This window comes from Betaproteobacteria bacterium (assembly GCA_016720065.1).
Classification (GTDB): Bacteria; Pseudomonadota; Gammaproteobacteria; order Burkholderiales; family Rhodocyclaceae; genus SSSZ01.
Window position 1 is genome coordinate 2083960 of sequence record JADJXY010000002.1, and the last position, 20623, is coordinate 2104582.

Consider the following 20623-nt stretch of genomic DNA (forward strand, 5'->3'; position numbering starts at 1 on the left):
TGGCCATCGCCGCCGGGCTGCGTGTCGAGCACGCCACCGTGAGCCTGGACCTTGTCCACGGCAACTGGGGCGATCTGAAGGTGGAGTTGATCTCGCCCACCGGGACCACAAGCCAGCTCGTGGCCAATCCTGGGACATCCACGGCTAATCCAGGGGGAGATGCGGGCTATGGGCAACTGCTTTTCGCCTTCGACACCACCCACGATTTCGGCGAGAACGCCCAGGGCAACTGGCAACTGCGCATTACCGATCGAGCCGGTCGTGGGACTGGCGTCCTGAACGGGTGGCGAGTCGACGTCTATGGCAGCGATTTCAACGAAACCTTTAGCAGCAGGGACACGATTGTTGGCGACGATCCGGTCATTTCCGCGGTTTCCGACAACATCTACTTCTACACGGACGAATTTGCGGCAGCCCCGGGGACGAACCGCGCGACCTTGAATGACACGAACGCTGGTGTCGACGCTGTCAATGCGGCGGCGGTGTCTGCGAATTCGACCATCAACCTGACCAACGGCGCCACGAGCACCATTGCCGGGAGGACACTGACCATCAACGGCAACATCGAGCATGCCTATGGCGGGGACGGGAAAGACACGTTGACGGGCAATGCCCTGTCAAACAAGCTCTCGGGAGGCCGGGGCGACGACGTGATATCCGGCGGGGCCGGCCTGGACTTGATCGATGGTGGCGCCGGCAACGATACGCTCACCGGGGGAGCCGACGCGGATTACTTCGTGATCAGCCGCGGCGACGGTACGGTCGATACGATCAACGATTTTGCCCCCGGCGCGGCAGCGGAAAAGATTCTGATCGTCGGCTTCGACGACATCACGGATTTCTCTCAGCTCCAGGTCACGCAGGAGGGTGTCAATACTCGGCTTGGCCTCGGGAACGGCCAGAGCGTCCTGCTTAAAAACGTTGCTGCGACTCAGATCAGCGAGCAGCACTTCGGATTTTTCAGTGACATGGCCGCCTTGGATGCGTTCACCAGGTACCTCTCCGGCCGCTCGATCTATGCGGGAACGTCTGGACCCGACACGGGCATTCTTCCCGACAGCCTGGGCGGTTTGGGCTACTTCGGCTTGGCCGGCGACGACATCGTCGGTAGCAGGACGACGGAGGACATTCTCGATGGCGGCGATGGCAACGACACTCTCTGGGGCGACTATCCGGGCTATGCCTTGGCTCCCGGGAGCGATTGGCTGGAAGGCGGCGCGGGGAACGATGTTCTGTACGGCGGCCCCGGAACAGACCTGATCCTGGGAGGAAGCGGTAACGATGAACTCCAAGGCGAAACCGGCGATGATCTGCTGCGCGGTGCCACCGGGGAAGATGCGTTGTTTGGCGGCGATGGGGCTGATCTGCTGGCCGGGGGAACAGGGAACGACTACCTGGAAGGAGGTGCTGGAAATGACACCCTGCTTCTTGAGGGCGACCTGGGAACGGTCAGTGTTGCAAGCTCCGCATTCTATGGCACCCGCGTGGGGGGCTCCGGCGCCGATGTCTTCATCGTGACCGCCAATGGAGGTGGCAACGCGGGCTGGATGGCCTCCGCGGGTCAGGTCTCCGCCCATAACCTGATCGCCGATTTCAATCCGCTCCAGACCGGGGAAGTCATCGATCTGAGCAATCTCTCATGGCTGCGCGGGTTTGCCGATCTTTCGTTCCAGAGCATGACTGTCAATGGTATTCAACTCACCAGAATTTCGGCTTCCGACGGTACCCAACAGTTGTGGCTCAATCTTGCCGGGGTCAACGTCGGCAGCCTGAGCGCCGCTCATTTCAAGTTCGCTTCGCTTCCTGGGACGGTGGCCGGCGGAGCCGGCGCTGACGATTTGAAGGGTGATTCAGGGGCCAATCTTCTAGATGGTGGCCTAGGCGCTGACACACTGGTTGGCCGTACCGGCGACGACACCTATGTGGTGGATGACGCTGGTGATCTCGTTATCGAATTGCCTGACGGGGGGTTCGACACCATCAGGGCGAGTGTCTCGACGACTCTCGCCGAAAATGTCGAGAACCTTGTCTTGACCGGCGAATCCGCCCTTTCCGGAACCGGGAACGCCTTGGCCAACCGCCTGATCGGAAATGCCGCGGCCAACGTACTCTCCGGCGGCACCGGCGCGGATGCCATGCTGGGCGGGAGCGGTGACGATACTTACTGGGTCGACAATCAGTCCGATGCAGTGGTCGAACATGCCGGTGCGGGAGTGGATACCGTCCTATCGTCGGTCTCCTTCGTCCTTGGGGACGAGATCGAGAACTTGATCCTGGTCGGGAATGATCCTATCAACGGCACAGGCAACAGCCTCGCCAACATGCTGACAGGGAATGCTGCGGACAACATCCTCGACGGCGCGGGAGGAACCGATACCCTGGCCGGTGCCGGCGGCGACGATACCTACCTCGTCGACAGCGCTGGAGACGTGGTCATTGAAAACGCTGACGAAGGCATCGACACGGTCTTCGCCTCGATCAATACGACTCTGGGCGCCCATGTGGAAAACCTCGTGCTGGCCTGGGGTGCCCTCGCAGGGACAGGCAACGCCCTGGACAACCAGATTGTAGGCAATAGTGCCAATAACACGCTGGCGGGAGGAGACGGCAACGACGTCCTGGACGGCGGAGTCGGAAACGACTCGATGGCGGGCGGTGCGGGCGATGACACCTATGTGGTCAATGCGACGACCGATATCGTGACCGAAGCTGCTGGTGCCGGTGACGACACGATCGTATCCAGCGTCAACCTCACTTTGGTAGCCAACGTCGAAAATCTGGTGCTGACGGGCGGCAGCCCCCTCAACGGAACGGGGAATACGCTGGACAACAGCTTGGTCGGCAATGTCGCCGACAATGTCCTGAACGGGGGGGCAGGGTCCGATACCTTGATGGGAGGCCAGGGCAACGACTCCTATGTGGTCGATATGACTACGGACGTGATTGTGGAGTATGCCGGTGCCGGGGTGGATGGGGTCCAGTCTTCGGTGAGCTACACGCTTTCCGCCAATGTGGAGAACGTGACGCTCACGGGCGCGACGGCGATCAACGGGACAGGGAATGACATCGGAAACACCATGACCGGCAACACGGCCGCCAACATGCTTACTGGCGGCGCCGGAAACGACGTGCTCAATGGGGGGGCAGGGGCGGATACCCTGATCGGTGGCGCAGATGACGACACTTACGTAGTCGATGCCACGACGGACGTAGTGACTGAGAACGCCGGGGAAGGGGTCGATCTCGTGCAGTCCAGCGTGACCCACACCCTGGCCGCGAACGTCGAGAACCTGACCCTGACGGGTGCCGTCGCGATCAACGGCACCGGCAACGCCGGGGACAACACCCTGATCGGCAACGGGCTGGCCAATGTCCTGAACGGCGGTGCGGGCGACGACGTGCTCAACGGTGGCGCCGGGGCGGACAACCTGATCGGTGGTCAGGGCAACGACACCTATGTGGTGGATGCGACGACGGATGTGGTGACGGAGAACGCGGGAGAGGGAATCGATCTCGTGCAGTCCAGCGTGACCTACACCTTGGCCGCGAATGTCGAGAACCTGACCCTGACGGGTGCCGTGGCGATCAACGGAACGGGCAACGCCGGGGACAACACCCTGATCGGCAACGGGCTGGCCAACGTGCTCAACGGTGGGGCGGGCAGCGACAGCATGGCGGGCGGCGCGGGTAACGACACCTACGTTGTGGACAGTCTCGGCGATGTGGTCATCGAGAACGCAGCGGAAGGCACTGATCTCGTCCAGTCGTCGATCAGTTATACCCTGGCTGACAACGTCGAGAACCTCACCCTGACCGGAACCGGAGCGCTCAATGGCACCGGCAACGTCCTCAACAACACCCTGACCGGCAACACCGCCGACAACATCCTCGACGGTGGAATGGGCGCCGACGCCCTGATCGGCGGGACGGGCAACGACACCTACCTCGTGGACAATGCAGGCGACCTCATCACCGAAGGGGCCAGCGCTGGCACCGACAGCGTCATCGCATCGGTGACCCACACCCTCGCGGCCAATGTCGAGAATCTGACCTTGACAGGAAGCGGGGCGATCGGCGGAACCGGCAACACGCTCAACAACACCCTCGTAGGGAACGCTGGCGACAACCTCCTCAACGGAGGGGCCGGCAACGATGCCATGGTGGGGGTGTGGGTAACGACACGTATATCGTCGAAAGCGTGGGTGACGTAGTGACGGAGAACGCCGAGGAAGGGGTCGATCTCGTGCAGTCCAGCGTGACCTACACCTTGGCCGCGAATGTCGAGAACCTGACCCTGACGGGTGCCGTGGCGATCAACGGAACGGGCAACGCCGGGGACAACACCCTGATCGGCAACGGGCTGGCCAACGTGCTCAACGGTGGGGCGGGCAGCGACAGCATGGCGGGCGGCGCGGGTAACGACACCTACGTTGTGGACAGTCTCGGCGATGTGGTCATCGAGAACGCAGCGGAAGGCACTGATCTCGTCCAGTCGTCGATCAGTTATACCCTGGCTGACAACGTCGAGAACCTCACCCTGACCGGAACCGGAGCGCTCAATGGCACCGGCAACGTCCTCAACAACACCCTGACCGGCAACACCGCCGACAACATCCTCGACGGTGGAATGGGCGCCGACGCCCTGATCGGCGGGACGGGCAACGATACCTATCTCGTGGACAACGTGGGCGACCTCATCACCGAAGGGGCCAGCGCTGGCACCGACAGCGTCATCGCATCGGTGACCCACACCCTCGCGGCCAATGTCGAGAATCTGACCTTGACAGGAAGCGGGGCGATCGGCGGAACCGGCAACACGCTCAACAACACCCTCGTAGGGAACGCTGGCGACAACCTCCTCAACGGAGGGGCCGGCAACGATGCCATGGTGGGGGGTGTGGGTAACGACACGTATATCGTCGAAAGCGTGGGTGACGTAGTGACGGAGAACGCCGAGGAAGGGGTCGATCTCGTGCAATCCAGCGTGACCCACACCCTGGCCGCGAACGTCGAGAACCTGACCCTGACGGGTGCCGTCGCGATCAACGGCACCGGCAACGCCGGGGACAACACCCTGATCGGCAACGGGCTGGCCAATGTCCTGAACGGCGGTGCGGGCGACGACGTGCTCAACGGTGGCGCCGGGGCGGACAACCTGATCGGTGGTCAGGGCAACGACACCTATGTGGTGGATGCGACGACGGATGTGGTGACGGAGAACGCGGGAGAGGGAATCGATCTCGTGCAGTCCAGCGTGACCTACACCTTGGCCGCGAATGTCGAGAACCTGACCCTGACGGGTGCCGTGGCGATCAACGGAACGGGCAACGCCGGGGACAACACCCTGATCGGCAACGGGCTGGCCAACGTGCTCAACGGTGGGGCGGGCAGCGACAGCATGGCGGGCGGCGCGGGTAACGACACCTACGTTGTGGACAGTCTCGGCGATGTGGTCATCGAGAACGCAGCGGAAGGCACTGATCTCGTCCAGTCGTCGATCAGTTATACCCTGGCTGACAACGTCGAGAACCTCACCCTGACCGGAACCGGAGCGCTCAATGGCACCGGCAACGTCCTCAACAACACCCTGACCGGCAACACCGCCGACAACATCCTCGACGGTGGAATGGGCGCCGACGCCCTGATCGGCGGGACGGGCAACGATACCTATCTCGTGGACAACGTGGGCGACCTCATCACCGAAGGGGCCAGCGCTGGCACCGACAGCGTCATCGCATCGGTGACCCACACCCTCGCGGCCAATGTCGAGAATCTGACCTTGACAGGAAGCGGGGCGATCGGCGGAACCGGCAACACGCTCAACAACACCCTCGTAGGGAACGCTGGCGACAACCTCCTCAACGGAGGGGCCGGCAACGATGCCATGGTGGGGGGTGTGGGTAACGACACGTATATCGTCGAAAGCGTGGGTGACGTAGTGACGGAGAACGCCGAGGAAGGGGTCGATCTCGTGCAGTCCAGCGTGACCTACACCTTGGCCGCGAATGTCGAGAACCTGACCCTGACGGGTGCCGTGGCGATCAACGGAACGGGCAACGCCGGGGACAACACCCTGATCGGCAACGGGCTGGCCAACGTGCTCAACGGTGGGGCGGGCAGCGACAGCATGGCGGGCGGCGCGGGTAACGACACCTACGTTGTGGACAGTCTCGGCGATGTGGTCATCGAGAACGCAGCGGAAGGCACTGATCTCGTCCAGTCGTCGATCAGTTATACCCTGGCTGACAACGTCGAGAACCTCACCCTGACCGGAACCGGAGCGCTCAATGGCACCGGCAACGTCCTCAACAACACCCTGACCGGCAACACCGCCGACAACATCCTCGACGGTGGAATGGGCGCCGACGCCCTGATCGGCGGGACGGGCAACGACACCTACCTCGTGGACAATGCAGGCGACCTCATCACCGAAGGGGCCAGCGCTGGCACCGACAGCGTCATCGCATCGGTGACCCACACCCTCGCGGCCAATGTCGAGAATCTGACCTTGACAGGAAGCGGGGCGATCGGCGGAACCGGCAACACGCTCAACAACACCCTCGTAGGGAACGCTGGCGACAACCTCCTCAACGGAGGGGCCGGCAACGATGCCATGGTGGGGGGTGTGGGTAACGACACGTATATCGTCGAAAGCGTGGGTGACGTAGTGACGGAGAACGCCGAGGAAGGGGTCGATCTCGTGCAGTCCAGCGTCACCCACATCTTGGCCGCGAACGTCGAGAACCTGACCCTGACCGGGACGACGGCGATCAACGGCACCGGCAACACCGAGAACAACACCCTGATCGGCAACAGTGCAATCAACATTCTCAACGGCAGCGCTGGCAACGATACGCTCGACGGTCTGGGCGGCGCCGATACCCTGATCGGGGGAGCGGGGGACGATGTATTCGTCGTCGATGTGGCGACCGACGTCGTGCAGGAGGCCGTGGGCGAAGGGTTCGACGCGGTACGGGCGAATCTCTCCCTTTCCCTGGCCGCCAACGTGGAGGCCCTCTTCCTGGGCGGCACGGCAGCCCTCAACGGCACCGGCAACACTCTAGCCAACCTCCTGCGCGGCAACACGGGAATCAACACCCTGAACGGTGGGGCCGGCACCGACATCCTGGAAGGGGGGGACGGCAACGACCTCCTGACCGACACCGTGGGCAGCGCCCTGTTCAACGGCGGTGCCGGGGCCGATACCCTGACCGGCGGTGCTGCCGCCGAGGTCTTCCTGGGCGGCAGCGGCAACGATACCCTGGTGACCGCCGGGGGTAACGATGTGCTGCTGTTCAACAAGGGGGACGGTCAGGATGTCGTCGCGGCGGGAGGGAGCGGCAGCGATACGCTCTCCGTGGGCGGCGCGGGGCTGGCCTACGGCGATCTGGCCTTTGCCCGCGCGGCCAACGACCTGGTACTCAAGCTGGGGGCCACCGACCAGGTCACCTTCCGGGATTGGTATGCGGCCACTCCATCCCGGCCGGTCGTCAATCTGCAGGTGATTGCCGAAGCCATGGCGGGTTTCTCCCAGGGCGGCCCCGATGCCCTTCTGGACCAGCGCGTGGAACGCTTCAATTTTGGCGGACTGGTGGGCGCCTTCGACGCCGCTCGTGTGGCGAATCCCACCTTGACGACCTGGGCGCTGAGCAATGCACTGGCAGTCAATGCCCTGGGGGGATCGGACAGCGCGGCCCTGGGAGGCGATCTGGCCTATCAGTATGGCCGCAACGGCACCCTGGCCGGCATCGGGGCGACGCCCGCCCTGGCGGCCCTGGCGGATGCCAACCTGGGAACCGGAGCCCAGGCCCTCAACCCCCTGGCCGCTTTGCAGACCGGCTCGGTACGGCTGGGCTGATGCTCATGGAGCAGGCGACCCCGGTCGAAGCAGGGCGCGGCCCCCCGCCTTCCGCTGCGGCCTGGCAAAGCTTCGCTGCAGCCTTACGCGGCCAGGGGCTGATGCGATCCAGGGCGTCGCCGGCCAGCCGGCGGGCTTCTTCGGTGTCGTAGTCGGCTTGCAGGCCGAGCCAGAAACCGGGCGTCGTGCCCAGGGCACGGCCCAGGCGCAGGGCGGTGTCGGCGCTAACGGCCCGCTTGCCGGAGCAGATTTCGCTGATGCGCATGGCGGGGACGCCGATGGTCTTGGCGAGGCGGTACTGGCTGACGCCCAGGGGAAGGAGGAATTCCTCCTTCAGCACTTCCCCGGGGTGAATATTGCGAATGGTGTCCATGGCTTTGGTCTTTCAGTGATAGTCGCAAATCTCGACGGCCTCGGCGTTGCCGTCACGCCATACAAAACAGAGGCGCCACTGTTCGTTGATGCGAATGCTCCACTGCCCGACCCGGTCGCCGACCAGGGCCTCCAGCCGGTTGTTGGGGGGCGCGCGCAAATCGGCAAGGCAGCGGGCATTGTTGAGCATGCGCAGTTTCCGGCGGGCGACGGCTTGAATCTGATTGGGCAGGCGGCGGGAGAAGACGCCATTCCAGATTCGTTCTGTCTCGGCGTCGCGGAAGGAAACGATCATGGAATTGAGTTTATTGGCGGGCGATATTATCGTCAAGCGATACGGATCGGGCGCTCGGCTGGTGCGATGGGTCAGGCTTCTCGCCTAGCGCGCATTTGCCGGGGTTTGAGGAGTACGGCATGAGCCAGGCGGTTTCCCCCCCGCCTTCCGCTGCGCAGCCGCGCCACCGCCCCGGTCGCGGTGCCCCCGGCGCCGGGCCGGGCTGGGTCGATCCCCGGGATTTCTCGCCGCCCCTGCTGCGTTTGCAGGCGGCGGCGCCCAATCCCCTGGGGCGCAAGGTGCTGTGGGCGCTGCTGGCGCTGCTCGCCGCCCTGCTGGTCTGGGCGGCGGTGGGGCGACTGGATATCGTGGCGGTGGCCGAGGGCCGCCTCATTCCCCACAGCTACGTCAAGATCGTGCAGCCGGCGGAAGCGGGCATCGTCAAGGAAATCGCGGTGCGGGAGGGGGAGGCGGTGCGGGCGGGCCAGGTGCTGATGCGCATGGACGCCCTGGTGGTGGAGGCCGACGCCCGTTCCCTGGACGCCGAGGTGTGGCGCAAGCGTCTGGGCCTGCGGCGCATCGATGCGGAACTGGAAGGGCTGCCCTTCCGGGTGGAAAAGGACGATCCCCGCCCTGGCGCGGGAGGTGGAGGCCCAGTACCGCGCCAACCGGGCGGCCCTGGCCGCCGCCCTGGCCGAGGAGCGCAGCCGCCTGGCCAAGGCGGGCCAGGAGCTTTCCGCCGCCCGTCAGGTGAAAGAGAAACTGGAGCAGACCCTGCCCCACTTCCGGCAGCAGGATCAGGCCTTCGAGAAGCTCTCGCGGGAGGGCTTCGCCGGGCCGATGATGGCCAGCGACAAGCGGCGCGAGCGCATCGAGCGCGAACAGGAGGTCGAGACCCAGGGGCATCTGATCGAGGCGGCCCGGGCGAATCTGACCCAGTCGGAGAAGAAGCTGGCCCAGATCGATTCCGATACCCGCCGCCAGTTGCACGCCGAACGGAGCGAACTGCAGGCCCAACTGGAGCGGCTGGCCCAGGAGGTCGCCAAACAGGCCCACAAACGCGCCCTGCAGGAACTGAAGGCGCCGCAGGATGCGGTGGTCAAGGATCTGGCCACCCATACCGCGGGGACCGTCGTCCAGCCGGGTACCGTGTTGCTCACCCTGGTGCCGCGGGAGGAGAGGCTGCGGGCGGAGGTCTGGGTGTCCAACGAGGACATCGGCTTCGTGCGCGAGGGGCAGCCGGTGAAGCTGAAATTCGCGGCCTTTCCCTTCCAGAAGTACGGTCTGGCCCAGGGAGTTGTGGAACACGTGGGTGCCGACGCCACGGAATCCCAGGGGGCGGGGGAGGCGAACGCCCGCCCGGGGGCCGGCCCGCCTCCGTCCTACAAGGCCCTGGTGGCCCTGGAGCGCATGGACCTTGCCCTGGACGGGCGGCGCTTCGCCCTGGCTGCCGGCATGCACACCAGCGCGGAGATCCACCTGGGGGACCGGACGGTGCTGGAATACCTGCTTTCGCCGGTGAGGAAGGCCTGGCACGAGGCCGGGCGGGAGAGGTAGGAGAAGGTCCTGGCGAGGCCTGAGAGGCTGTGAATAAATCTACTGCGCGGCCCGATTGCTTCGTTGGGCGGTGTTGGTTCCGGCCGCTGCGCTTAACCTTCGCCGCGCGAAGGTTAGCCTTCACCGAAACTTCGTTTTCACTCCTCGCCTATCTAACTGATATGTCTCGTCGCTGCGCTCCGTCCGCCTCGCACTCGGGCCGCTCGCTACGATTTCTTCACAGCCTCTGAGTTGGGCTGCGCCCGCGGATGGACATGGATCAGGCCCGCCCCCGGCAGTGGAAGGCGCCGGCCGGCCCGTTTCCCTCCCCCGGGAATTCTCCTCCCCCCGCTTGACCGCCGGCCGGCCGGCGGGAATACTTGCACGCTTCTGAAAAAACCGGCGCCACGCTGGTTACAAAAACACCACCGCGAGGAGCAGGGATGGGAGACAGCACAGGGCCGGCGCTCCGGCACGTCGCACGCTTTGGCACCACGGCGCAGCCGGGTGATACGCTTCCCGGGCCGGTGGCGCCGGGCATGACGCTCAATTCGCCGGTGGGGGTGGCCCTGGACCGGGCGGGCAATGTCTGGGTATGCGACACGGGCAACAACCGTCTGCTGGTCTTCGACGCCAGCCTGAGCACCCTGCGCCATGTGCTGCACGCGCCGGAAAGCGCGGCGGGCGGCGAGGCGGCGCGGGCCTTCCGCATGCCCTTCCACGTCTGCCCCCACCCCGAAAAGAACCGGGTCTTCGTCTCCGACATGGGCAACAGCCGCATCGTGGTCCTCGACCTCGCCGACGGCGCGCCGCGCTTTGCGGGGGCCCTGGGCAACACGGCACAGAAGGGCTTTGCCCCCTTGCAGGATCCCAATGGGCTCACCCTGGTGCGCGGCACGAAGGGTTTCGAACTCTGCGTCAATGACGAGTTCTTCCATAACGCCGCGGACCCCCTGCGCAACCGCTGCGTGCGCTTTACGGAAGACGGCCTTTACCTGGGGGAATTCCGCTCGGTCCAGGTGAAGGGCCGGCGCCACGATCTCCTCTGGCCCCAGGGGCTGGCCTCCGACGCCGAGGGAAATCTCTACCTCGCCAATACCGGCAGCTACGAAATCCTGCGCTGTCCGGCCGACGCCAAGGTCGACGACGACTACGTGGCCCGCGGGGGCAGCCCCCTTATCGCCCACCGTTTCGGCACCCCCGGGGCCTGGGCATGCTCAACATCATGCGCGACGTAAATGTGGTGGGCGACCGGGTCTTCGTACCGGACCACGTCGCCAACACCATTTCCGTCTATCACACCGACGGCCGGCCCCTGGCCACGGTGGCGGGCCTGCGGGCGGGCTGGCACCACGGTACCGAACCGGTCAATTCCCCCACCGACCCGCTCTATTACCTCCTGGAAGACACGGCCCTGGTCAGCCCCTACGTGATCTGCGACGGGGGGGCACCGGACGTCTTCTTCATCAGCGAACCTTTCACCTCGCGCATTCTCAAGGTGCGCATCGATTTCTCCCGGGGGCCTCGGGCGACGGCGAAACTGATGGCCGCCGTGGGCAAGCGCCGGGACGACCCCGCCAGTGCCACCAACGCACAGTTGAACTGCGTCACCTCGGTCATCGGCTTTGCCCAGCCGGAATCCAGCCCCAAAGGTACGGCCGGCCCCGCGGCGGCCTGGCCGGTTTCCGCCAGTGCGGCTCTGGCGGGCCAGTACGACGCCTGGTGGGGCCATCTGACCCGGGCCACCCTGCAACACTCCGGCGGCGCCGACTGGCTGCGCGAAGCGCGCCTGGTGCTCGACGCCGGCAACTGGCGCCTCACCGCCTGCCGCGCCCAGGGCACCGGCTACGTGCCCGACCCGGTGCAGCTCGACGGCTGGTTCCTGGCCGGCAACCTGGGGCTCGCCTCCTTCGTGCCCGACTTTCCCCTGCTCGGGCAGTGGGTTCCGGGGACGCCCATCGTCCTGGCCGGCAATTTCGATACCGGCACCATCAGCCTCTACCAGATCGGTCCCCTGGGCAATCTGGTCAATTTCGGCCTGCCCTTCGGACTCAAGGGCTCCGGCCCGGCCTGCCTGTCCGGCCCCCAGGGCATGGCGGCCTCCGGCGACGGCCACGTCTATATCGCCGACACCCTCAACAACCGCATGGCCCACTGGCAGATCCTGGCCAGCGGCACGGCAATCCCCCTGGGCACCTTCGTCTGGCAAGGCGAAGAGCGGGGCGATTCCCCCTTCACCCCCACCGACGCGGCCCTCGCCGCCGACGGGCGCCTCTACGTCAGCGACCAGTTCAATGACCGCATCTGCGTCTTCGACCGCGACGGCCGTTCGCTCTTCAGCTTCGGCCGCCAGGGCTACTGGGAGGAGGGCAATCCCGACGGGGAGCGCTTCATGCTGCCCACCAGCCTGGCCATCGACGGCGATCGCCTCTATGTGAACGATCTGGTGAACCGCGCCCTGAAGGTATTCATCCTGGAAGGAAACACGCCCCGCTTCATCGCCGGACTGTCGCTCTTCAAGCTGAGCACCGCGGAGGGGGGCGTGTGGATGCCCTTCCTCATGCACGCCCGGGAGGGACGGGTGTATCTTGCCGACTCGACGTACAACATCGTCCAGGTCTACGCCTGCGACTGACTCTTTCCCGCCCCATGACCCAGGCCGCCGACTTCCATCTGAAGGAACTGCTCTACGAGAGCGCCTCGACCCGTGTGCTGCGGGCCCTGCGCCAGGGCGACCGGCGGCCGGTGATTCTGAAGGTGTTGAAGGAAGGCGATCCGGCCCGGGAACATTTCGAGCGCTACCAGCATGAGTACGAACTCCTGAAGAGCCTCGCCTCCCCCGGCATCGGCCAGGCCCTGGACTTCGTCGCCCTGCCCGAGGGGCACGCCCTGGTGCTGGAAGACGCGGGGGGCGAGTCCCTGGCCCGGCGCATCGTCCGAGGTGCCCTGGGTCTGCCGGAGTTTCTCGACATCGCCATCGGCGCCTGCGAGGCCCTGGCCGAGGTCCATCTGGCCGACATCATTCACAAGGACGTCAGCCCCGGCAATCTGATCGTGACGGCGGCGCGGACTGTCAAGCTGATCGACTTCGGGCTGGCCTCGCGGCTTCCGCGCCTCAACCCGGCGTTGCGCAATCCGGAGGCCCTGGAGGGGACGCTGGCCTACATCGCGCCGGAGCAGACGGGCCGCATGCACCGCAGCCTCGACTACCGGGCCGACCTCTACGGCCTGGGCGCCACCCTGTTCGAATTGCTCGCCGGGCGCCCCCCCTTCCCCGGCACCGACGCCGCGGAGATCGTCTATTCCCATCTCGCCCGCCGCCCGCCGGATTTGCGCGAACTGGTGCCCGGGCTGCCGTCGGTCGTCGCGCGCCTGGTGGCCCGTCTGCTCGAAAAGAACGCCGAAGATCGCTACCAGAGCGCCTGGGGCATCCGCGCCGACCTGCTGCGCTGCCGCGACAGCCTCGCCCGGGGAGAACCCGTCGAGGACTTTGCCCTGGGCGCCGCCGACGTGCCGCAACGCTTCCAGCTCAGCGAGAAGATGGTCGGCCGCCAGGCGGAGATCGATCGCCTGGTGGCCGCCTTCGAAGCCGACCGGAGCCAGCGGCAACTGGTGCTGGTGAGTGGTTACTCCGGCATCGGCAAGAGCACCCTGGTGCGGGAATTCTGCCGCCCCCTGACCGGCATCGGCGGCAGCCTGGTGGCGGGCAAGTTCGACCAGTTCCAGCGCAACACCCCCTACAGCGCCCTGGTGGCGGCCTTCAGCGATTTCCTGCACCAGGCGCTGCTGCTCGACGACGCCCGGCGCGGCGCCCTCAGCGACCGCATCCTCGCCGCCGTGGGAGACAGGGGCGCCGTCGTCGCCCACGCCATCCCGGCCATCGAGGAATTGATCGGCCCCCAGGCGGCGGTCCCGGAACTCGGCGGCAACGAGGCGCAGCACCGCTTCCGCCTCGTCTTCCGCCGTTTCGTCCAGGCCCTGGCCCGCGAGGATGCGCCCCTGGTGCTCTTCCTGGACGACTTGCAGTGGGCCGACACCGCCACCCTGCGCCTGCTGGAATCCCTTGCCACCGGTGACGATCTGCGCCACCTGCTCATCATCGGCGCCTACCGCGACAACGAGGTCGATGCCGCCCACCCCCTGCGGGCGATGATCCTCCGTCTCATCGAGGAAGAGGCGCCCCTCACCGAGATCACCCTCGCCCCCCTGTCCCAGGATGCCATCGCCGAGCTGATTGCCGCGTCCTTCCACGCCGGGCCCGAGGACGCCCTTCCCCTGGCGGCCCTGGTGCAGAGGAAGACCCTGGGCAATCCCTTCTTCGTCGGCCAGTTCCTGCACACCCTGTACCGGGAAGAACTCATCACCTACCGCCTGGGCGACGACCAGCGCCGTTCGGGCTGGACCTGGGACATGGCCCGTGTCGAGGCCATGGCCATCACCGACAACGTGGTGGACCTCCTGGTCGAGCGCCTGCGCCGGCTTCCGGCTGCAACCCAGGCGGCGCTGCGGGAAGCGGCCTGCATCGGCAATGCCTTCGCCCTGGGCACCCTGGCCATCATCCATCGCTCGCCCCGCGAAACGCTTTTCGACGACCTCCTGCCGGCCCTGCGCGGCGAACTGCTGCGCAGCGCCGGCGAAGGTCCGGACGCCGACCGCTTCGCCTTCAGCCACGACCGGGTGCAGCAGGCCGCCTACGCCCTCATGGACGCCGACGCCCGCCAGGCCCTGCACCTGGACATCGGCCGGCTCCTGCTCGAAGGCCTGTCGCCGGACGACCTGGAAGAGCGGATTTTCGAGGTGGTCGATCAGCTCGATGCCGGCATGGACCTGATTGCCAACCGGGAAGAACGCCTGCGCCTCGCCGTCCTCAACCGCCGCGCGGCAGAGCGGGCGGTGCGGGCCAACGCCTACCAGGCCGCCCTCGATTATCTCGATGCCGCCGTCGCCTGCCTGCCCCCGGACGCCTGGTCCTCCTGCCACGGCACCGCCCTGGACCTGACCCGTCGCCGGGCCGAAGTCGCCTACCTGGCCGGCGACTACGACCGCTCCATGGCCGACATCGCCGTGGTGCGGGAAAAGGCCGAGAACGTCCTCGACCGCGCCGGTATCTGCGCCCTGTTGATCAGCGAATACACCGTCCTGGGCCGCAACGCGGAGGCGGTGGAAGAGGCCCGCGAGGCCCTGGCCCTGCTGGGCATCGCGGTTCCGCAGGGCAACCTGCGCGAAGCCCTGGAGGCGGAACTCGCCCCCATCCGGGCCGCCATCAACGACCGTTCCATCGCCTCCCTGGTCGATCTGCCCGAAATGACCGACCCGGTGCAGCGCATGGCCATGAAGGTGCTGATGCCGGTCCATACCGCCGCCTATTTCGCCGGCCAGCGAGAGCTCTACGGCTGGTTCCTGGCCAAGATGACCCACCTGTCGCTGGCCTACGGCCACGTACCGGAATCCCTCAAGGGCTACGCCAGCCTGGGGGGCGTGCTGTGCGGCGACTTCGGCGAATTCGCCGAGGGCTACGAATTCGCCCGCCTGGCCATCCGGCTCACCGAGCGCTTCCCGGACAACGGTCTCAAGTGCCGCGCCAGTCTCATCATGGTGTCCTTCGTCAATCACTGGATGCGGCACGTGCGCGAGGGCGAGGACTACCTGCAGCCGGGGATCGACGCCGGCCTGGAGGCGGGGAGCATCAGTTCGTCAGCTACCTGATGATGTGGGGCGGCACCATCAACCAGATGTACCGCGGCGTCAATCTGGACCGCCAGATGCGCCAGATCGACGAGGCCCTGGCCTTCACCCGCAAGGTGAAGAACCATCTGGCCACCGACTCCATCGTCGGCGCCCGGGCGGTGGTGGCCAACCTCCTGGGCCGCACGCCGGCTTCCGACTCCTTCGACACGGCGGACCTCGGCGAGGCGGATTTCGTCGCCGCCTGCCGCACCCACAACAGCCAGTCCTCCCTCTGCTTCTACCACTGCGTGCGGGCCTGGGCGCTCTATCTGCACGGCCACTACGCCGCGGCGCGGGAGAGCATCGAGCAGGCGGCGTCCACCGTCCATTTCATCGCCTCCTACGTCACCGAAGCCGACGTGCGCTTCTTGCATTCGCTGATCTACATCGCCCTGGACGACACCCTGCCCCGGCCCGGGATCATGGATCGGGTGGATTCCAACCAGGCCCTGCTCAAGCGCTGGACTGAGCACTGCCCGGACAATTTCCGCCACAAGCACGCCCTGGTGGAAGCCGAGCGGGCGCGCCTCGAACAACGGGTCGGCGACGCGCTCTCCCTCTACGAAGTGGCCATCGCCCAGGCGGCCCAGGGGGGCTTCGTCCACGACGAAGCCCTGGCCAACGAGCTGGCCTGCCGCTTCTGGATGGAACGGGGCAAGCTCGATTTCGCCGCCGTACACCTGCGCCGCGCCTACCGCGGCTATCAGGCCTGGGGCGCCCAGAGAAAACTCGACCAGTTGGCCGAGCGCTACGCCAACGTCTTTGCGGCAGGCCACCAGGAGGGCGGGCGCGGGCGGCGCACCGCGCCCCGCCGCTCGACCACCCACACCAACACCCAGGCCACCACCCGGGCCGCCGATTCCCTCGATCTCGACGCCATCGTCGGCGCTTCCCACCTGATCGCCGGCGAGCGCGAGCCGGCGGCCCTGAAGCAGAAACTGATGCACGTGGCCCTGGCCAACGCCGGCGCCGACCGGGGCTTCCTGATCCTGGACGTGGACGGCGCCCTGACCCTCGAGGCCCGGGCCGAGGAAGGCGGCGATTTCAGCGCCCTGCCCTCGCTGCCCCTGGACGACCCGGCTGCGGCCGGCGAGCTCCCCCTGGCCCGCTCGGTGGTGGCCTTCGCCGCCCGCACCGGGCAGGCGGTGGTGCTGGCCGACGCCGCAGCGGACGAGCAGTTCGGCCGCGACCCCGCCATCGTGCAACACGGGGCACGTTCCCTCCTCTGCCTGCCCCTGGTCCATGCCGGCAAGCTCTCGGGCCTCCTCTATCTGGAAAACCGCCTGGCCAGCGGCGCCTTCTCGCCCGCCCACGTGCGGGTGCTCGAAATCCTTTCGTCCCAGATGGCCATCGCCATCGAAAACGCCCGCATCCTCAGCCACCTGGACGAGCGGGTGCGCACCCGCACCTCTGAACTGGAAGCGGCCAATGGTCAATTGCAGGACGAGATCGCCGAGCGCATCGAAGTCGAGGCCGCCCTCAAGGTGGCGCGGGAGGAGGCCGAGGCCGCCACCCGGGCGAAGAGCGACTTCCTCGCCCGCATGAGCCACGAAATCCGCACCCCCATGAACGCGGTCATCGGCCTGGGCGAGCTGCTGCAACGCACCGAGCTCAGCGCCCGGCAGAAGGACTACGTGCGCAAGCTGGGCAGTTCGGCCAACACGCTCCTGGGCATCATCAACGACGTGCTCGACTTCTCCAAGATCGAGGCCGGCCGCATGAGCGTCGAGATCATGCCCTTCTCCCTGGACGAGGTGCTCGACAATCTGGCCAACGTGGTGGTCGGCCCGGCCGAGGAAAAAGGCCTGGAGGTGCTCATCGAGCGCGGCGACACGGTTCCCGCCACCCTCCTGGGCGATTCCCTGCGCCTGGGCCAGGTGCTCATCAACCTGACCGGCAATGCGGTGAAATTCACCGCGGCCGGCGAAGTGCTCGTCGCCGTGCACCGGCTGTGCAACGGGCCGGACGGAGAACTGCTGCGCTTCTCGGTGCGCGACACGGGCATCGGCATCGGCCCGCAGCAACTGGCAAATCTCTTCCAGCCCTTCCATCAGGCCGATGGGACGATCACCCGTCGCTTCGGCGGCACCGGCCTGGGCCTGGCCATTTCGCGCCAACTGGTGGAGATGATGGGGGGCACCCTGGAGGTGCGCAGCAGCGAGGGCCAGGGCACCACCTTCTGGTTCGACCTGCCCTGCCGCGAAGCTCCGGCGCTGCCCGTGGCCGACGCGCCGAGCGCCCCGGAGGCCCCGTCGATTTCCGGCCGCCGCGTCCTGGTGGTGGACGACAACGCCACCTCGCGCACCATCCTGGAAGCCCTCCTGCAACGCCTGGACCTGGTCGTCGAGCAGGTGGACTGCGGCGAGGCCGCCCTGGAGGCCATCGCCCGGGAGAACGCCGTCGGCGGCCGGGGCTACGACCTCGTCCTCATGGACTGGCGCATGCCCGGACTGGACGGCATCGAGACCACCCGCCGCATCCGCCGCGAATTGCGCCTGACCCAGATGCCCGCCGTCCTCATGGTCACCGCCTACGGCCGCGAGGAAGTGGTGCACGAGGCGGAAAAGGCCGGCATCGACGGCTTCCTGGTCAAACCGGTGAGCGAGGCCCTGCTCACCGAAACGGTGCTGGGCCTGTTCGGTGTCCCCGGCCACCACAGCCCCGGCGCCCTGGCCGGCGGCTCCGGCATCGGCGACCCGCTGGCCGCCATCCGCGGCGCCCGGGTGCTGCTGGTGGAGGACAATCCCATCAACCAGCAGGTGGCGGCCGAACTGCTGCAACAGGCGGGCCTGCGGGTGGACATCGCGGCCGATGGCGCAAGCGGCGTGAGCAAAGCCTGCACCGGCGTCTATGACCTGGTGCTCATGGACGTCCAGATGCCCGACATGGATGGCTACGAGGCCACCCGCCGCATCCGCGCCTACCCCGGCCTGGGGGAACTGCCCATCGTGGCCATGACGGCCCACGCCCTGGCCGGCGACCGGGAAAAGAGCCGCGCCGCGGGCATGTTCGACCACCTGACCAAGCCCATCGACAGCCGGCGCCTGGAAGCCGTCCTCCTGCAATGGATACGCCCCGCCGGCCGGGGTGGGGAACGCCGCGCGCCGCCGCCGGAAAAGACCCGAGAGAGCGCCGCCCGCGCCTATCCGGCCGTGGCCGGCTTCGATCCCCAGCAGGGCCGCGCCCAGGTGGGCGGCAACGACGGCCTCTATGCCCGGCTCCTGGGCGAATTCGTGCAGGCCTACGCCGATGCCGGGGCGCAGCTCGCCATATTGCTCGAAGGCGGGGAGGTCCGCCGGGCGGGCATTCTCGCCCATTCCATCAAGGGCACCGCCGGCACCCTGGGCGCCGCCACCGTCTCCGCCGCCGCCGCCGCCCTGGAGCAGGCCCTGATCGGCGAAGACGTGCAGAGCGGAACAAACCCCGCCCCGCTACTCGCCACCCTGGCCGGGGAACTGCGGGTATTCTGCGACGCCCTGCGCGGCTTTGGCCCGGCCCCTGCCACCGCCCCGCCCCCCGGCGCCACCGGCACCCTGGGCGCCACCGATCTGGAGCAACTCCTGCGCCTCATCGACCTGGGCAGTTCGGAGGCCCTGGAACTGATCGAACGCCTGCGGGAGAGCGGCGACGCCGCCCTGGGCGAGCAACTCGCCCGCATCGCCGGGCATGTCGAGGATGTAGAATTCGAAGAGGCTCGGGATCTGGTCTGTACCATGCTCGTGGCCGTCAATCGGGGAGAAACGGCATGACTCCGCAGTCGAAACAGCGCGTCCTGGTGGTCGAAGACGAGAAGATCAATCGCACCGTCCTGGTCGCCCTGCTCAAGGACGACTACCAGGTCATCCTCGCCAAGACCGGCGAGCAGGCCCTGGAGCGCCTGGCCAGCGACGACCAGATCGACGTGGTCCTGCTCGACGTGCTGATGCCCGACATGGACGGCTACGAGGTGCTGCGCCACATCAAGGACGGCGACGCCACGCGGGAAATCCCGGTGATCTTTCTCACCGCCCTCAATTCCACCAATGACGAAGAAAAGGGCCTGCGCCTGGGGGCCAGCGACTACATCGGCAAGCCCTTCAGCCCGGCCATCGTCAAGGCCCGCGTCTCCAACCTGGCCCGCTTCGTGCGCCAGCGCAAGCTCCTGGAAACCCTGGCCGGCCGCGACGGCCTGACCGAAATCCCCAACCGCCGCGCCTTCGACCAGGCGCTCCTGCAGGAAATCGCCCGCAGCCTGCGCAACGGCCAGAGCTTTGGCCTGGCCCTGGTCGATGTGGACTACTTCAAGCAATACAACGACCACTACGGCCACGCCGCCGGGGACGGCTCCCTGAAGCAGGTGGCCCGCACTCTGGCCGAGTCCCTGCGCCGCCCCGGGGACCTGGCCGCCCGCTACGGTGGCGAGGAATTCGCCCTCATCCTGCCCGACTGCGACGGCGCCGGCGGCCAGGAGGTCGCCGAAGCCATCCGCCAGAAGGTGAAGGCCCTGGGTATCGAACACACCCAATCCAGCGCCGCCCCCGAACTGACGGTTTCCGTCGGCGGCGTCACCGTCACCGGACGCCAGGGCAGCGCCGAAGAACTGCTCATCGCCGCCGACCGCCAGCTCTACGCCGCCAAACAGCAGGGCCGCAACCGGGTGTGCTGGGCCGACCTGACCCGCAGCGCTGATTAACCCGGCAAACAAGCCCCCGTTCGCCCTGAGCCAGTCGAAGGGCGGGGCCGCGAGGGCTGCGCCAGGCCTGTCCTGAACCCCGGCCCGAACAGAGATGCCGACCCGCAGGGTCAGGGTGGCCGGGGTGCCTCACGTCCTTGTACCCACACCCATAAAGGACCACAATACAGCACCGTTTTTGGAA

Annotated in this window: 9 protein-coding genes and 7 pseudogenes; 14 read left to right on the top strand and 2 right to left on the bottom strand. The window is 66.8% G+C overall.

Annotated features, from left to right (window positions below; genetic code table 11):
* Positions 1–176 precede the first annotated feature (176 nt).
* The 8 genes and pseudogenes from IPM73_12985 to IPM73_13020 all read left to right on the top strand — a co-directional run bounded on the left by IPM73_12985 (position 177) and on the right by IPM73_13020 (position 7858).
* Positions 177–719, top strand: a pseudogene (locus IPM73_12985) (proprotein convertase P-domain-containing protein).
* A gap of 249 nt (positions 720–968) precedes the next feature.
* Positions 969–1427, top strand: a pseudogene (locus IPM73_12990) (calcium-binding protein).
* Positions 1428–1547: 120 nt separating this feature from the next.
* A pseudogene (locus IPM73_12995) lies at positions 1548–1919 on the top strand (hypothetical protein).
* Between the two features lie 402 nt (positions 1920–2321).
* A pseudogene (locus IPM73_13000) lies at positions 2322–2672 on the top strand (calcium-binding protein).
* Positions 2646–2915, top strand: a pseudogene (locus tag IPM73_13005) (calcium-binding protein). The pseudogenes IPM73_13000 and IPM73_13005 overlap by 27 nt, the downstream one beginning before the upstream one ends.
* Before the next feature lie 186 nt (positions 2916–3101).
* Positions 3102–3461 (top strand): annotated as a pseudogene (locus tag IPM73_13010) (calcium-binding protein).
* A gap of 438 nt (positions 3462–3899) precedes the next feature.
* A complete protein-coding gene (locus IPM73_13015) occupies positions 3900–4211 on the top strand; it encodes a hypothetical protein (GenBank protein ID MBK8918918.1) in 312 nt (103 codons plus the stop codon).
* Entirely contained in the window at positions 4169–7858 is a 3690-nt protein-coding gene (locus IPM73_13020) for a hypothetical protein (protein ID MBK8918919.1), read from the top strand. The genes IPM73_13015 and IPM73_13020 overlap by 43 nt, the downstream gene beginning before the upstream one ends.
* Here the strand turns inward: IPM73_13020 and IPM73_13025 are convergent.
* Both IPM73_13025 and IPM73_13030 read right to left on the bottom strand, forming a co-directional pair.
* Positions 7812–8231 (bottom strand): HigA family addiction module antidote protein, encoded by a 420-nt coding sequence (locus IPM73_13025; GenBank protein MBK8918920.1) that lies wholly within the window; start codon positions 8229–8231, stop codon positions 7812–7814. The two genes, IPM73_13020 and IPM73_13025, sit on opposite strands and share 47 nt — an antisense overlap.
* Before the next feature lie 12 nt (positions 8232–8243).
* Positions 8244–8525, bottom strand: coding sequence for a type II toxin-antitoxin system RelE/ParE family toxin (locus tag IPM73_13030; GenBank protein MBK8918921.1), 282 nt, complete (start codon positions 8523–8525; stop codon positions 8244–8246).
* Positions 8526–8644: 119 nt separating this feature from the next.
* On the opposite strand from IPM73_13030, the pseudogene IPM73_13035 reads away from it, so the two are divergent.
* The 6 genes and pseudogenes from IPM73_13035 (at position 8645) to IPM73_13060 (ending at position 20439) form a co-directional block, all read left to right on the top strand.
* Positions 8645–10061 (top strand): annotated as a pseudogene (locus IPM73_13035) (HlyD family type I secretion periplasmic adaptor subunit).
* A gap of 422 nt (positions 10062–10483) precedes the next feature.
* Complete coding sequence (locus tag IPM73_13040) at positions 10484–11278, top strand: NHL repeat-containing protein (GenBank protein ID MBK8918922.1); 795 nt, start codon at positions 10484–10486, stop codon at positions 11276–11278.
* Positions 11254–12675 carry an NHL repeat-containing protein gene (locus tag IPM73_13045; GenBank protein ID MBK8918923.1) on the top strand — a complete coding sequence of 474 codons (1422 nt, stop codon included), beginning with the start codon at positions 11254–11256 and terminating at the stop codon, positions 12673–12675. The genes IPM73_13040 and IPM73_13045 overlap by 25 nt, the downstream gene beginning before the upstream one ends.
* A 14-nt stretch (positions 12676–12689) precedes the next feature.
* On the top strand, positions 12690–15746 hold the full coding sequence (locus tag IPM73_13050) for a serine/threonine-protein kinase PknK (GenBank protein ID MBK8918924.1): 3057 nt from the start codon (positions 12690–12692) through the stop codon (positions 15744–15746).
* The gene (locus IPM73_13055; GenBank protein MBK8918925.1) at positions 15746–19516 is read left to right on the top strand and encodes a response regulator; all 3771 of its coding nucleotides are present in this window, start codon (positions 15746–15748) and stop codon (positions 19514–19516) included. The genes IPM73_13050 and IPM73_13055 overlap by 1 nt, the downstream gene beginning before the upstream one ends.
* Positions 19513–20439: a diguanylate cyclase gene (locus tag IPM73_13060; GenBank protein ID MBK8918926.1), complete on the top strand. Its 927-nt coding sequence runs from the start codon at positions 19513–19515 to the stop codon at positions 20437–20439. Before IPM73_13055 ends, IPM73_13060 begins: the two co-directional genes overlap by 4 nt.
* Positions 20440–20623 lie beyond the last annotated feature (184 nt).

Coding starts and splice junctions, on each gene's coding strand:
- IPM73_13015 (MBK8918918.1), top strand. CDS start 3,900: ATGGGCGCCGACGCCCTGATCGGCGGGACGGGCAACGACACCTACCTC.
- IPM73_13025 (MBK8918920.1), bottom strand. CDS start 8,231: ATGGACACCATTCGCAATATTCACCCCGGGGAAGTGCTGAAGGAGGAA.
- IPM73_13030 (MBK8918921.1), bottom strand. CDS start 8,525: ATGATCGTTTCCTTCCGCGACGCCGAGACAGAACGAATCTGGAATGGC.
- IPM73_13040 (MBK8918922.1), top strand. CDS start 10,484: ATGGGAGACAGCACAGGGCCGGCGCTCCGGCACGTCGCACGCTTTGGC.
- IPM73_13045 (MBK8918923.1), top strand. CDS start 11,254: ATGCTCAACATCATGCGCGACGTAAATGTGGTGGGCGACCGGGTCTTC.
- IPM73_13050 (MBK8918924.1), top strand. CDS start 12,690: ATGACCCAGGCCGCCGACTTCCATCTGAAGGAACTGCTCTACGAGAGC.
- IPM73_13055 (MBK8918925.1), top strand. CDS start 15,746: ATGATGTGGGGCGGCACCATCAACCAGATGTACCGCGGCGTCAATCTG.
- IPM73_13060 (MBK8918926.1), top strand. CDS start 19,513: ATGACTCCGCAGTCGAAACAGCGCGTCCTGGTGGTCGAAGACGAGAAG.